Below are 13,726 nucleotides of genomic sequence, written 5' to 3'. Positions count from 1 at the left end.
AGGTGTATAAGAGACAGGCACAACGCCTCCCATGCGAGCCCCCGCCCATGACGCCGCGCTCGCCCCTCCCTGGCCACCAGGGGATGAGCCGGGCTCAGATCGCACGGGCGGGGCCGGTGCCAGCGGGGGCCGTATGACCGGGGCACCGTTGGGCGAACCGGGCGAGGCGTCAGGCGCACCGGACGAGGCACCAGGTGCACCGGACGAGGCACCAGGTGCACTGGGCGAGGCGTCAGGTGCACTGGGCGAGGCGTCAAGTCCACTGGGTGAGGCGTCAAGTGCCGGGAAGGGCGGCGCGGGGCGCGACGCGAATCCCGAGGGTGCGGCGCGCGAGGTGTGCCTCCGCATGCTGGCGGCGTCCCCGCGCACGCGGGCGCAGCTCGCCGACGCGCTGCGGCGCAAGAACATCCCCGACGACGTCGCCGAACGGGTGCTCGGACGCTTCAGCGACGTCGGCCTCATCGACGACGAGGCGTTCGCACAGGCATGGGTCCAGTCCAGGCACACCGGCCGCGGCCTCGCCAGACGCGCCCTCGCGGCCGAGCTCCGCCGGCGCGGCGTCGCGGACGAGACCGTCAGCGACGCCGTCGAGTCGCTGGACCCCGCCCAGGAGGAGCAGACCGCCCGTGCCCTCGTCGTCCGCAAACTCCCGTCCACGGCCGGGGTCGACCCCGCCAAGCGCATGCGCCGCCTCATGGGCATGCTCGCCCGCAAGGGCTACTCGCCCGGCCTCTCCTACCGGATCGTGAGAGAGGCACTGGCCGAAAACGGCACCGATCCGGAGGCCCTTCCGGACGACCCGCCCCTCGACTGACCCGAGGAGAGGGCCGCAATGAGCGCAGTAAGGAACGTGGTAAGAGAGGCATCACGTTGACGTTCGGTTAGTCCGGAATGCCCCACGTTTGCTTGCTCATTACCTCCATGCCGCTTACCGTTACGGCAGTGAGGAGTTACTCCGCGTCTCGCGGATTGTCATACGACCGAGCACGTTCCAGCAGCTGAGAGGCATACAGGACACGTTCGTCGACCGGATTCGGCCTGGTCATCGGCGGCGCGCGGGTGCGCGGCCCCGGCGATGGCCCGTCTCCGGCCGTCCGCTGGACGCGAGTAAATCCTCGCTAGGCAGGGTCCCGACTCAGGACGGACCCGCGGCGAGGAAGGATCTGCCTCATGGAGAGCGTCCTGCTGGGTGCAGCACTGCTGGTGGCCCTGGTCGCTCTCGTGATCGTCGTCCTGTGGCGTCCGGGCATGCCCGGCAAGGCCGCGGCGGAGATGGCCCGGGCACGGAGCGAGGGCGACGAGATCAAAACGAAGGCCGAGCAGGACGCCAAGACCGTCCTGGAGAAGGCCGAGCGGGAGGCGCAGCGGATCGCCTCGGACGCCAGGGCGGAGGCCGAGGAAGAGGGCCGGTCCCTCCGCGACGACCTGCGGACCGTCCGGGAAGATCTGGAACGCCGGGAGGCGCGCCTCGCGGAGCGGGAGCAGCGCCTGGACGGTGAGGTGCGGCGGCTGGAGGAGTGGTCCGGGCGGCTCGCCGAGACGAAGAAGGCCCTTGAGGCCCGCAAGGAGGAGCTCGCCGCCGTCGAGGATGAGCGGCGCAAGATCCTGGAACGCGCCGCCGGGCTCACCGCCGAACAGGCCAAGGGCGAGCTGGTCACGGCGGTCGAGAACCAGGCGAAGCGGGAGTCCATCCCGATCGTCCGGGAGATCGAGAACGCGGCGCGGGCCGAGGGCGACAAGCGCGCCCGCAAGATCGTGACGCTGGCGATCCAGCGGGTCGCGAGCGAGCAGACCGCCGAGTCGGTGGTCTCGGTGCTGCACCTGCCGAGCGACGAGATGAAGGGCCGCATCATCGGCCGCGAGGGCCGCAACATCCGCGCGTTCGAGACGACGACGGGTGTGAACCTGATCATCGATGACACGCCGGAGGCGGTGCTGCTGAGCTGCTTCGACCCGGTGCGGCGCGAGGTCGGGCGGCTGACGCTGGAGAAGCTCGTCCTGGACGGGCGGATCCATCCGCAGCGCATCGAGGAGATCTACGAGCGCAGCAAGAGCGACGTGGAGCAGCTGTGCGTGCGGGCCGGCGAGGACGCGCTCGTCGAGGTCGGCATCGCCGACATGCACCCGGAGCTGATCGCGCTGCTCGGCCAGCTGCGCTACCGGACGTCCTACGGGCAGAACGTGCTGAAGCACCTGATCGAGTCCGCGCACCTCGCGGGCGTCATGGCGAGCGAGCTGCGGCTGCCGGTGGAGATCGCGAAGCGGTGCACACTGCTGCACGACATCGGCAAGGCGCTCACCCACGAGGTGGAGGGCAGCCACGCGCTGATCGGAGCCGAGATCGCGCGCAGGTACGGCGAGCACGAGGACGTCGTGCACGCCATCGAAGCGCACCACAACGAGGTCGAGGTCCGGACGGTCGAGGCTGTGCTCACCCAGGCCGCCGACGCGATCAGCGGCAGCCGCCCGGGAGCGCGCCGGGAATCCCTGGAGGCGTACGTCAAGCGGCTGGAGCGGCTGGAGCAGATCGCGCGGGAGAAGCACGACGGCGTGGAGAAGGTCTTCGCGATGCAGGCCGGGCGGGAGATCCGCGTGATGGTCAAGCCGGACTCCGTCGACGACATCCAGGCGCAGGTCATCGCCCGCGACATCGCCAAGCAGGTCGAGGACGAGCTGACGTACCCGGGGCAGATTCGCGTCACCGTCGTCCGCGAGTCCCGCGCCATCGAGTTCGCCCGCTGACCCCGGCCCACCGCCGCCCCGACCTCCCTCAGCCGGGCCGTCACCGCGCCCGCGAACGCGACAGCGTCGGCGCCCGCGACCTGATCGGCGGCTACCCGACGGTCAGGTCGATGGGGGCGAGGCCGCGGGGCTTGAAGCCGAGAGTCTGGCCGTAGAACGCCAGCTCGGACTCCAGGCAACGGATGACGGTGTCGGCGCGCCGGAAGCCGTGCGACTCGCCCTCGAACGTCAGGTACGCGTACGGCGTCTTCTTCGCCGCCAGCGCCACCGCGAAGCGCTCGGACTGGTCCGGCGGCACCACCGGGTCGTTGAGGCCTTGCAGGAGCAGGACGGGGCACGCCGTCCTGTCGGCGTTGTTCAGCGGCGACCGCTCCTCGTAGGCGCGTTCGAAGCCGGGCAGCGGGCCGATCAGGCCGAACAGGTACCGCGACTCGAAGTCGTGCGTGGCCTTGACGAAGCTCTGCAGGTCGCTGATCCCGAAGTAGGACGTGGCGGCCTTGAACACGTCCGTCTGCGTGATGGCGGCGAGCGTCGTCCAGCCGCCCGCCGAGCCGCCGCGGATGGCGAGGCGGGACGGGTCGGCGATGCCGCCGTCCACGAGGGCCTGCGCGGCGGCGACGGCGTCCTCGACGTCCACGATGCCCCACTGGCGGCGCAGCCGCTCGCGGTACGCGCGGCCGTAGCCGGTGGACCCGCCGTAGTTGACGTCGACGACGCCGATGCCGCGGCTGGTGAAGAACGCCCGCTCCAGGTCGAGCACCGTGGAGACGCGTCCCGTCGGCCCGCCGTGCACGAACACGACGTACGGCGGCAGCTCGCCCTCCGGCGCGGCCGCCTCCGGGTTGGTCGGCGGGTAGATGTAGGCGTGGACGGGGCGCCCGAACGGCCCCTCCAACTGCTCGGCGCGCGGCCTGGACAGGTACGCGACGTCGGGCAGCTCGGCCAGCTCCCTGCGCAGCCCCTCGACGCGTCCGGTCGTGGTGTCGACCCGGACGACGGATGTCGGCAGGTCGGGACCGCCCGCGATGCCGACGATCGTCGTCCCGTCCGTGGACAGCTGCGTCTGCCAGTGCTCGTAGGGGACCTCCAGGTCGACGAGCTCCAGCGTCTCGGGGTCGTAGACGCCGAGACGCAGGTTGCCCTCGCCGTGCAGGACGGCGAGACGGCCGTCGCCGAGCAGCGCGTAGGGCATTCCGCCGAGCTGCCACAGCGGACCGGCGAACTCCTCCTCCGCCGGGTACTGCGCCTGCGGCGACTCGCCGTGCAGGCCGACCTGGTAGATGTTCCACCAGCCCGGCCAGTCGGAGATGACGTACAGGGACTGGTCGTCGCGCCACAGCGGCGCCAGCGCCGACTCGGTGAGCCCGCCCTTGACGGTGCGGGGCGCGACCGCCGTGCCGTTCTCGATCGCCGCCACGCGCACTTCGGTGCCGTCCCACGGCATGCGCGGGTGGTTCCACTGCACCCAGGCCAGGTGGCCGCCGCTCGGGGACGGCGAGGGGGAGGCGTAGAAGTCGGCGCCGGTGACCAGTTCGCGGATCGCGCCCGCGTTGTCGGCGGCGCTGCCGTCCAGCGGGACGGCGACGATCGCGCGCCTGATGCCCAGGGTGGCGGGCTTGTCGTCCACGCCGCCCTCCGGCCCCGCGCCGTCCGTCCCAGACTCGCCCGTGCCCGTGCCCGTGCCCGCTCCTGTGCTCGCGCTCGTGCCCGCGTCCCCGCCCGTACTCGTCCCCGCGCTCGTGGCCTGCGGCGCTTCCTGGGGGGCGGCGATGTGGCCCTCGCAGACGCACCAGATCTCCGTCCCGTCAGGGGACAGCACGAAGTCGGCGTACCGCAGCCCCGCCGGGACGGCCGGCTCGGGCGTCAGCGGATACGGCTTCGGGTCGCCCTCGTCGAGGCGGTGGAGGCGCTGGTCCTCGTAGTTGGCGAACACGACCGACAGGCCGCCGCCCTCGCCGCGCACCGTCAGGTACGACCGCCCGCCGTACTCGTGGACGCGTGTACGCGCGTCCCACGGCGCCTGCAGCAGTTCGGTGCGGTGACCGCCCTTGAGATGGATGACCGTTGTCCGCCCGCCCTCTTCGGGCCGCGTCTCCTGCCACCACACGTCGTTGCCCGCGACGGTGGGAAAGCTGAGGCGCAGCCGAGCGCGGGCGACATCGGCCGCAGAGATGGGTGAAGGCCATGAGCCGTAAGGGAGGGTCGCACGAGCGGTCATACCAGGAATCGTCCCGCATACGGGGACGGGTTGGGGCCATGACGGGCCGTTTGAATTCGGAAAGATACCTGCAGGCCACCAGGGGACCCATGGTCATCACCGGTGTCCGCCGCCTGCGCGTCCTGAACGTCCATCGGTGCCCGTATACCGCGAAGGACGCCGCCGAAACGGCGCCCCCGAAACGGCAGCGCCGAAACGGCGAGGGGCGCCGCCGGAATCGGCGGCGCCCCGCACGGAGGAAACGCGGTTCGGCCCGACGGGTTCAGGCCCTGACTAGATCGACTGCTGGGTCACCCCCACCCCCGCGACCGGCGGGGGGCCGCCCGCCTTGAGGGTCTTGGCGGACGTCTTGCGGCTGCGGCGGCTGCGGGCCTCCAGCCAGGTCGCGACCCGGCTCAGCGACATGTTGATCGCGATATAGATGATCGCGACGACGATGCCCGCCTGCAGGACGTTGTTGTGGTAGTTGGCGGGGACCTGCTTGAACCCCGCCTGCAGGAACTCGCCGTAGGCGATGATGAAGCCGAGCGCCGTGTCCTTGAGCAGGACGACGATCTGGCTCACGATCGCCGGCATCATCACCGTGACGGCCTGCGGCAGCAGGACGAGCCGCATCACGCCGTTCTTGCGGAGCCCGACGGAGTAGGCCGCCTCCGACTGCCCCTTCGGGATCGACAGGACGCCCGCGCGCACCACCTCGGCGAGCACGGAGCCGTTGTACATCGTCAGGCCGAACACGACCGCGGCGAACGCGGGGACGGTGACGACGCCGGCGTTGCTCTCCACCCCGAAGATCGAGAAGAAGTAGTCCACCGACAGCCGTTGCGCCTGCCCGAGCGGCGATTCGGCGATCTCCGGGCTGATCTTGTTCGGGACGAAGAACGCCAGGAAGATCAGGATCAGCAGCGGGATGCCGCGGAAGAACTCGACGACGGCCCCGGCGGGGATCCTGATCCACCAGTGGTCCGACAGCCTGGCCAGTCCGAACACCGCGCCGAACAGCAGCGCCAGGACGGTCGCGAGTGCGGCCGCCTTCAGCGTGTTCAACAGGCCGGGCAGGAGCAGGCCGCGCCAGACCTTCCACTCGGTGAACGGTGTCCAGAGCTTCTCCTCGAACTGGCCCTTGTCGTACAGGCGCCAGACCAGCAAGGCGAAAATGGCGGCGAACACCAAGGACATGACGACGGTCAGCATCGTGTTCCGCGCGCGTGCCCGCGGTCCGGGGACGTCGAAGAGTACGGACGCTCCCTTGCTCATCGCGCCACCGCCATCCGCTTCGCGAGCCAGCCGAAGAAGTATCCGGTCGGCAGGGTGAGGATCAGGAAGCCCACGGCCACGCCGAGGAACAGCGGGATGACACCGCTCGCGAACGACGGCTTGTCCACGATCGTCTTGGTGACCAGCGCGACCTCGGCGTAGCTCGCCGCGGCCGCCACCGTCGTGTTCTTGATCATCGCGATGAGGACGCTGCCCATCGGCGCGATGATCGACCGGAACGCCTGCGGCAGGATGATCATGCGGAGCGACTGGAAGAAGGTCAGGCCGATCGAGCGCGCCGCCTCCGCCTGCCCCAGCGGGACGGTGTTGATCCCCGCCCGGAGCGTCTCGCAGACGAACGCCCCGGTGTACGCCGAAAGGCCGAGGACCGCCCACCAGTAGTACGTCGTGGACGAGTTGTCGGAGAACTTCAGCGCGAGGATGTCGTTGAGGCCCAGGCTGCACATCAGCAGCACCAGGGTGAGGGGCGTGTTCCGCACGATGTTGACGTAGCTCGTGCCGAAGGCGCGCAGCACGGGCACGGGGGAGACCCGGAAGCTCGCCAGGATCGTGCCGATGATCAGGGAGAGCACCGCGGCGGCGGCCGCCAGGCGGATCGTCGCCCAGAACCCGTCGAGGATCTCGCCGATGTTGTCGAAGAACGGGCCGAAATCAAACATTGCTCAGATGTCTCATGGCGTTCCAGCACTGTCAGGCCAGGCCGGCGCGTCCCCGGGAACCGTCTCGCGGGGACGCGCCGGCGTGACGGACGTCACGCGTGGCGGGCGGCGGGCGCGACCGGCGGCCGGGCGCGGCCTGGATCAGGCACGGCCTGCGCATCGCCGGGCGCGGCCCGCGGATCGGACGCGGCCCGCGGATCAGGCGCAGCCCTCCATCTGCGGGGCGGTCGTGACGAGCTGCAGCCCGGCGCCGGAGAAGTGCTTGTCCAGCAGGGTCTTGGCGGTGCCGTCGGAGTACAACTGGGTGATCGCCTTGTTGACGGCCTCGCAGGTCTCCTTGTCGCCCTTCTTGATGCCGACGCCGTACTTCTCGTCGGTGAAGGGGTCGTTGATGACCTTGAAGGAGCCCTTCTGCTGGGTGGCGAACCCGGCGATGATCAGGTCGTCGGTGCTGACCGCGTCGAGCGCGCCGGCCTTCAGCTTGCTCACGCATTCGGAGTAGCTGCTGGCGTCCACGAGGGTGACGCCCTTGATGTTGAGCTTGCCGTCCGGCGGGCCCTCGGTGATGCGGCGGAAGGAGTTCGATCCGGCCGCCTTGCACAGCTTCTTGCCCTTGAGGTCCTTCGCCGCCTTGATGTCGTTGTTGTCGGCGCTGACCAGCGTGTCCTGGTGGGCCACGTAGTACGGGCCGCCGAAGGTCACCTGGGCCTTGCGCGCCTCCGTGATGGAGTACGTGGCGAAGATCAGGTCGACCTGCCCGCCGCCGATGAACGCCTCGCGGTTCGCCGAGGTCGTCTCCTTGAACGTGATGCCGTTCTCCGGGACGCCGAGCTGCTTGGCGACGTACTTGGCGACGTCCACGTCGAAGCCGTCGAAGGTGCCGTCCGGCTTCTTCAGGCCCAGCCCCGGCTGGTCGTACTTGATGCCGATGGTGAGCTTCTTGTCGTCCTTCGCCTTCTGGACGACCGTCTTGGCCTCGGTCTTCTCCGTGTCACTGCCACACGCGCCGACCGCCAGTGACAGCGCCAGCCCCGCCCCGATCAGGGCGCCGAAACGACGTACTCGCATTTCTCGTCCTACCTCTGCTCTCTGCCGGCGCCCCGCGGCCGGTGCATCATCGCCGTTCTGCGGCCGGATGATCCAGACCCGTGCGGGCACGCCGGAACGAAACCGATTCAGTGCGTGAGGATCTTCGACAGGAAGTCTTTGGCGCGTTCGGTGCGCGCGTTGGTGAAGAACTCGTCGGGAGTGTTCTCCTCCACGATCTGTCCGTCCGCCATGAAAACGACCTTTCGCGCCGCCCTCCGCGCGAATCCCATCTCGTGCGTGACGACGATCATCGTCATGCCCTCGCGGGCCAGGCCGGTCATGACGTCGAGGACCTCGTTGACCATCTCCGGGTCCAGCGCCGAGGTGGGCTCGTCGAAGAGCATCACCTTGGGCCGCATCGCCAGGGAGCGCGCGATCGCGGCCCGCTGCTGCTGGCCGCCCGACAGCTGGGCGGGGTACTTGTGGGCCTGGTTGGCGATGCCGACCCGGTCCAGCAGCTCCATCGCTTGCTTCTCGGACTCCTGCTTCCCCTGCTTGCGGACCTTGATCGGCCCGAGCGTGACGTTGTCCAGGATCGTCTTGTGGGCGAACAGGTTGAACGACTGGAACACCATGCCCACGTCGGCGCGGAGCTTCGCCAGCTCCTTGCCCTCCTTCGGCAGCTCCTTGCCGTCGAGGAGGATCGTCCCGTCGTCGATGGGCTCCAGCCGGTTGATCGCCCGGCACAGGGTCGACTTCCCGCCGCCGGACGGGCCGATGACGACGACGACCTCGCCGGGGTCGACGGTGAGGTTGATGTTCTTGAGGACGTGCAGCTCGCCGAAGTGCTTGTTGACGTTCTCGACCACGACGAGAGGCCGGTCACCCGAGGCGGCCGGCTCGATGGGGTCCTCCGGCCCGCCCTTGGTGAGGTCGGGCCCGCCTTCGCTGTCCGTCATGCGCTCGGACTTTACGTCATCGGCAGCGGCGCGAAAGTCGCCGCGCGGTACCGATACGATCACGAATACCCATGTAGAACGGGGTCCGCGGTGGCGGAGCGTGATCACCGGTGCTGGTCGGCCGGGCGGGGTGACCGGGGCGATTACCGATTCTGTGATGTCGCGTAAGGCCCGTACCCTTGGTAACCGTCATGAGTGCGCCAATGGAGACGGCTGCCCGCACCTACGAGATTCGTACGTACGGGTGCCAGATGAACGTCCACGACTCCGAGCGGCTGTCCGGGCTCCTTGAGTCGGCCGGGTACGTGCGCGCCGGGGACGCCGAACCCGACGTGGTCGTGTTCAACACGTGCGCGGTGCGGGAGAACGCCGACAACCGGCTCTACGGCAATCTGGGGCATCTGCGTCCCGTCAAGGACGGCCATCCGGGCATGCAGATCGCCGTCGGCGGCTGCCTCGCGCAGAAGGACCGCGACACCATCGTCAAGCGCGCCCCCTGGGTGGACGTGGTCTTCGGCACCCACAACATCGGATCGCTGCCCGCGCTGCTGGAACGGGCCCGCGTCCAGGACGAGGCGCAGGTCGAGATCGAAGAGTCGCTGGTGACGTTCCCGTCGACGCTGCCGACGCGCCGGGAGTCCCCGTACGCGGCGTGGGTGTCGATCTCGGTCGGCTGCAACAACACGTGCACGTTCTGCATCGTCCCGTCGCTGCGCGGCAAGGAGAAGGACCGCCGCCCCGGTGAGATCCTCGCCGAGGTCGAGGCGCTCGTCGCCGACGGCGTCCTGGAGATCACGCTGCTCGGCCAGAACGTCAACGCCTACGGCTCGGGGTTCGGCGCCTTGGCGGACGCGCCGGACGAGGTGCGTTCGATGACGTCCGGCGGGCAGTCCGCGTTCGCGGGGCTGCTGCGGGCGTGCGGCGGCGTCGAGGGGCTGGAGCGGGTCCGGTTCACCTCGCCGCACCCCAAGGACTTCACCGACGACGTCATCGCCGCCATGGCCGAGACGCCCAACGTGATGCCGTCGCTGCACATGCCCCTGCAGTCCGGGTCGGACGCGGTGCTGCGGGCGATGCGCCGCTCGTACCGGCAGGAGCGCTACCTCGGCATCATCGAGAAGGTCCGGGCCGCGATCCCGGACGCGGCGATCACGACCGACATCATCGTGGGCTTCCCCGGCGAGACCGACGCCGACTTCGAGGAGACGCTGCACGTGGTGCGGGAGGCGCGGTTCGCGTCGGCGTTCACGTTCCAGTACTCCAAGCGTCCGGGCACCCCGGCCGCGACCATGGACGGCCAGCTGCCGAAGGAGGTCGTCCAGGAGCGGTACGAGCGGCTCATCGCGGCCCAGGAGGAGATCTCCTGGGCGGAGAACAAGAAGCAGCTCGGCCGCACGCTGGAGGTCCTGGTCGCCGAAGGTGAGGGCCGCAAGGACCAGGCGACGCGGCGGCTGTCGGGCCGCGCGGCCGACAACCGGTTGGTGCACTTCAGCACGCCGGACGAGCCGGTCCGTCCCGGCGACATGGCCGCGGTCGAGGTCACCTACGCCGCGCCGCACCACCTGGTCGCCGACAAGCCGGTGCCGGCCGTCCGCCGGACGCGCGCCGGCGACGCCTGGGAGGCGCGCCAGGGGCGGGGTGAGGCCCCTGAGGGCGTTTCGCTCGGAATGCCCTCCATCGGACGTCCGGCCGGCCTTCCTCGCTCCGGCGACGCGCCCGCGACGGGCTGCTCCACCCGCCTCTGACCTCCGGCATGATCGGGGGTGTTCCCCGTTGAGGCCCCTGGTCCAGGAGGCAATGTGCTCGTATCGGCCGCGGTGTGCCCGCATCCGCCCATCCTCGTGCCCGCGATGGCGGGGGAGGCGGCGCCGGAGCTCGACGCGCTGCGCGCCGCGTGCCACGAGGCCGTGCGGCGTTTGCTGGGCTGGGACGCGCTGATCGTGGTCGGCGGGGCGCCGGAGACGCGCCCCTACGGGCCGGACGCCTACGCGACGCTCCAGCCGTACGGCCTCGCCTGGACGAGCCCGGACGACCCCAAGGACGGCGCTGAGGCGCTCCCGCTCTCCCTCACCATCGGGCGCTGGCTCCTCGACCGGCAGAACGCGGGCGCCGACGTCCGCTATCAGGCGGTCGCGTTCGACGCTTCACCGGCGGAATGCCTGGCCCTCGGGCGCGACCTCGCGGAGTCGGCCGGACGGGTCGCGCTGCTGGTGATGGGCGACGGGTCGGCGTGCCGTTCGGAGAAGGCGCCCGGTTACCTCGACGAGCGGGCGGGCCCCTACGACGAGGCGGTGGCGCGGGCCCTCGCCGGCGCCGACGCCGCCGCCCTGGCCGCGCTGGACCCGGGACTCTCCCGGGAGGTCCAGGCGGCAGGGCGCGCGGCGTGGCAGGTGCTCGCGGGCGCGCACGGCGCCGGCACGGGCAGGTCCGGCACGGGCGGGTCCGGCACGGGCGCCCCTGCGGGCGGCGCGGGCCGGTTCACGGGGCGTCTCCTCGCCGACGAAGCGCCGTACGGAGTGGGCTACTTCGCGGCGGGGTGGTCGCGTGCGCGTCAGGAGGGCTGACCGTCGCCGGGCTAGCCGCCCTCGTGGTGGCCGCCTTGCTCGCGGCCTTCGGCGCCCCGGTCGATCTGCTCGCCGGCCTTGTCCTGGGCCTTGTCGATCTTGTCGGAGTACTTGCCGCCCGTGCGCTCGTCGATCTTGTCCCCGGTTTTCTCCGCGCCCCCGCGGGCCTTGTCGGGGTGCTGCCCGAGCATCTGCTTCACCTTGTCGACGATGGACATTGGAAAATCCCCCCGGATCCCTCGTCTCGTCGTCGGCGGCGCGCGAATCCGCGCGACACCCGTACAACCCGGCTATACCCGTTCTGTTGCCACAATTAAGCCTGTGACCTCACCAGATGTGATCGCCGTCGTGGGCGCGACGGCCGCCGGCAAGTCCGACCTCGCCGTGGAGCTGGCCCTGAGCCTCGGCGGGGAGGCGATCAACGCCGACTCGATGCAGCTCTACCGCGGCATGGACATCGGCACGGCCAAACTCTCCCCGGACGAGATGCGCGGCGTCCCCCACCACCTGCTGGACGTCTGGGACGTCACCGTGACCGCGAGCGTCGCCGAGTACCAGCGGCTCAGCGCGGACGCGATCGCCGGAATCCGGGAGCGGGGGCGGCGGCCCGTGCTCGTCGGCGGGTCCGGCCTCTACGTGCGGGCCGCGCTCGACCGGCTGGAGTTCCCGGGGACGGACCCGGCCGTCCGGGCGCGCCTGGAGCGCGAACTGGCCGAGGCGGGGCCGGGCGCGCTGCACGACCGGCTGCGCGGGCTCGACCCGGCCGCGGCGGAGGCGATCCTGCCGAGCAACGGGCGCCGCATCGTCCGGGCGCTGGAGGTGGTCGAGATCTCCGGCCGCCCGTTCAGCGCGACCCTTCCCGAGCACCGGTACCGCTACGACTCGGTCGTCCAGATCGGGCTGAGCGTTCCCCGGGACGAGCTGGACGAGCGCATCGCTCTGCGGGTGCAACGGATGTGGGACGCGGGGCTGGTCGACGAGGTGCGGGAACTGGAGAAGCGCGGACTGCGGGACGGCCTCACAGCGGGACGCGCCCTCGGGTACGCGCAGGTGCTCAGGTTCCTGGCGGGGGAGTGGACGCAGGAGCAGGCACGGGAGGAGACCGTCCGGACGACGCGGCGTTTCGCCCGTCGGCAGGATTCGTGGTTCCGCCGCGACCCGCGCGTCCAGTGGCTTCCCTACGACGCGTCCGACCTGGTCGATCGCGCGCTCGCCCTGGTCGGCTGAGGGGCACCTTCAGGTTCGGGTGAGGCGCCTCCCGCAAGGTGACGCCCCGGTCATTGCGCGTCGGCGCGGGCAATATGCTCGAAGGATGCGGTTCGTCAAGGGGCATGGCACCGAGAACGATTTCGTGATCCTGCCCGATCCAGATGGCGTCCTCGACCTCACCCCGTACGCCGTGGCGCGATTGTGCGACCGCCGCGCCGGGATCGGCGCGGACGGCGTCCTGCGGGTCGTCCGGACGAAGGCGGCGGGCCCCGGGGTGGAGTCCGACGCGGACGCCGAGTGGTTCATGGACTATCGCAACGCTGACGGCAGCCTGGCCGAGATGTGCGGCAACGGCCTGCGCGTCTTCGCCCGCTACCTGGTCGACGCCGGCCTCGCCGCGCCCGGCGAATGGGACGTGGCGACCCGGGCGGGGCTGCGGCGGGTGACGCTCGGGGCGTCCGGTGACGTGACCGTGGAGATGGGCCCGGCCCGGCTCCTCGGCCCCGGTGAGGCGTCCCTGGCCGGAACGGTCTTCCAGGGCGAGCGAGTCTCCGTGGGGAACCCGCACCTGGCGTGCCGCGTCGACGCCCCGGTCACGGCGCTGGACCTGTCGCGCGCCCCCGGCTTCGACCCCGCCGTCTTCCCGGACGGGGTGAACGTCGAGTTCTTCCGCTTCGTCGGGGAGCGGCACGTGGAGATGCGGGTGTACGAGCGCGGCTCCGGCGAGACCCGCTCCTGCGGGACCGGGACGGTCGCGGTCGCCGCGACCGCCGCCGCCGCTGCGGGAACGATCGGCGGGGCCGAGACGTCTGACTGGACGGTGGACGTTCCCGGTGGACGGGTCAGCGTCGCCCTCGACGGACAGGCCGCCCGCCTCACGGGTCCGGCGGTCCTGGTCGCCGAGGGCGAGGCATGGCCCGGCTGGCTCTGACGGAATCCCCTTCCGACCAGGGGTGAACGCAATCCGGTGCCGTCCCGGCTCGATCGGGACAACTGTCCCTCACCAACGGGACCTTCCGCCGCATAACTTCTTTCTTGCACACCCTCTGGTGAATGGCCCGTACGGAC

12 protein-coding genes are annotated in these 13,726 nt (G+C 70.7%); 6 read left to right on the top strand and 6 right to left on the bottom strand.

Annotated features, from left to right (window positions below; all coding sequences use genetic code 11):
- The first annotated feature begins 334 nt into the window (after nucleotides 1–334).
- Entirely contained in the window at nucleotides 335–814 is a 480-nt protein-coding gene (locus ETD83_RS14005) for a regulatory protein RecX (protein WP_407921480.1), read from the top strand.
- Nucleotides 815–1,170: 356 nt separating this feature from the next.
- Nucleotides 1,171–2,742 (top strand): ribonuclease Y, encoded by a 1,572-nt coding sequence (rny, locus tag ETD83_RS14000; RefSeq protein WP_205717656.1) that lies wholly within the window; start codon nucleotides 1,171–1,173, stop codon nucleotides 2,740–2,742.
- Nucleotides 2,743–2,833: 91 nt separating this feature from the next.
- Here rny and ETD83_RS13995 read toward each other — a convergent pair whose 3' ends face one another.
- The 5 genes from ETD83_RS13995 to ETD83_RS13975 all read right to left on the bottom strand — a co-directional run bounded on the left by ETD83_RS13995 (nucleotide 2,834) and on the right by ETD83_RS13975 (nucleotide 8,795).
- Nucleotides 2,834–4,960, bottom strand: a complete 2,127-nt coding sequence (locus tag ETD83_RS13995) for a prolyl oligopeptidase family serine peptidase (RefSeq protein WP_230420895.1) — start codon at nucleotides 4,958–4,960, stop codon at nucleotides 2,834–2,836.
- A 273-nt stretch (nucleotides 4,961–5,233) separates the two neighbouring features.
- Nucleotides 5,234–6,217, bottom strand: a complete 984-nt coding sequence (locus ETD83_RS13990; RefSeq protein ID WP_138645547.1) for an amino acid ABC transporter permease — start codon at nucleotides 6,215–6,217, stop codon at nucleotides 5,234–5,236.
- Entirely contained in the window at nucleotides 6,214–6,897 is a 684-nt protein-coding gene (locus tag ETD83_RS13985; RefSeq protein WP_138645546.1) for an amino acid ABC transporter permease, read from the bottom strand. The genes ETD83_RS13990 and ETD83_RS13985 overlap by 4 nt, the downstream gene beginning before the upstream one ends.
- A gap of 198 nt (nucleotides 6,898–7,095) precedes the next feature.
- Nucleotides 7,096–7,965 carry a glutamate ABC transporter substrate-binding protein gene (locus ETD83_RS13980; protein WP_138645545.1) on the bottom strand — a complete coding sequence of 290 codons (870 nt, stop codon included), beginning with the start codon at nucleotides 7,963–7,965 and terminating at the stop codon, nucleotides 7,096–7,098.
- A gap of 107 nt (nucleotides 7,966–8,072) precedes the next feature.
- On the bottom strand, nucleotides 8,073–8,795 hold the full coding sequence (locus ETD83_RS13975; RefSeq protein WP_230420896.1) for an amino acid ABC transporter ATP-binding protein: 723 nt from the start codon (nucleotides 8,793–8,795) through the stop codon (nucleotides 8,073–8,075).
- 293 nt (nucleotides 8,796–9,088) lie between these two features.
- Here ETD83_RS13975 and miaB point away from each other — a divergent pair, with 293 nt between their 5' ends.
- On the top strand, nucleotides 9,089–10,630 hold the full coding sequence (miaB, locus tag ETD83_RS13970; protein ID WP_138645543.1) for a tRNA (N6-isopentenyl adenosine(37)-C2)-methylthiotransferase MiaB: 1,542 nt from the start codon (nucleotides 9,089–9,091) through the stop codon (nucleotides 10,628–10,630).
- A 54-nt stretch (nucleotides 10,631–10,684) separates the two neighbouring features.
- Complete coding sequence (locus tag ETD83_RS13965; protein ID WP_171064188.1) at nucleotides 10,685–11,449, top strand: class III extradiol ring-cleavage dioxygenase family protein; 765 nt, start codon at nucleotides 10,685–10,687, stop codon at nucleotides 11,447–11,449.
- 11 nt (nucleotides 11,450–11,460) lie between these two features.
- Here ETD83_RS13965 and ETD83_RS13960 read toward each other — a convergent pair whose 3' ends face one another.
- On the bottom strand, nucleotides 11,461–11,667 hold the full coding sequence (locus ETD83_RS13960; protein ID WP_138645542.1) for an antitoxin: 207 nt from the start codon (nucleotides 11,665–11,667) through the stop codon (nucleotides 11,461–11,463).
- Between the two features lie 118 nt (nucleotides 11,668–11,785).
- On the opposite strand from ETD83_RS13960, the gene miaA reads away from it, so the two are divergent.
- Both miaA and dapF read left to right on the top strand, forming a co-directional pair.
- Nucleotides 11,786–12,676: a tRNA (adenosine(37)-N6)-dimethylallyltransferase MiaA gene (gene miaA, locus ETD83_RS13955; RefSeq protein WP_138645550.1), complete on the top strand. Its 891-nt coding sequence runs from the start codon at nucleotides 11,786–11,788 to the stop codon at nucleotides 12,674–12,676.
- A gap of 85 nt (nucleotides 12,677–12,761) precedes the next feature.
- Nucleotides 12,762–13,589 carry a diaminopimelate epimerase gene (gene dapF / locus ETD83_RS13950; protein ID WP_138645541.1) on the top strand — a complete coding sequence of 276 codons (828 nt, stop codon included), beginning with the start codon at nucleotides 12,762–12,764 and terminating at the stop codon, nucleotides 13,587–13,589.
- Nucleotides 13,590–13,726: the final 137 nt, after the last annotated feature.

Source organism: Actinomadura soli, from assembly GCF_005889715.1.
Classification (GTDB): Bacteria; Actinomycetota; Actinomycetes; order Streptosporangiales; family Streptosporangiaceae; genus Spirillospora; species Spirillospora soli.
Note: the sequence above shows the minus strand (reverse complement) of the source record. Positions and strands in the feature narration are given on the sequence as shown.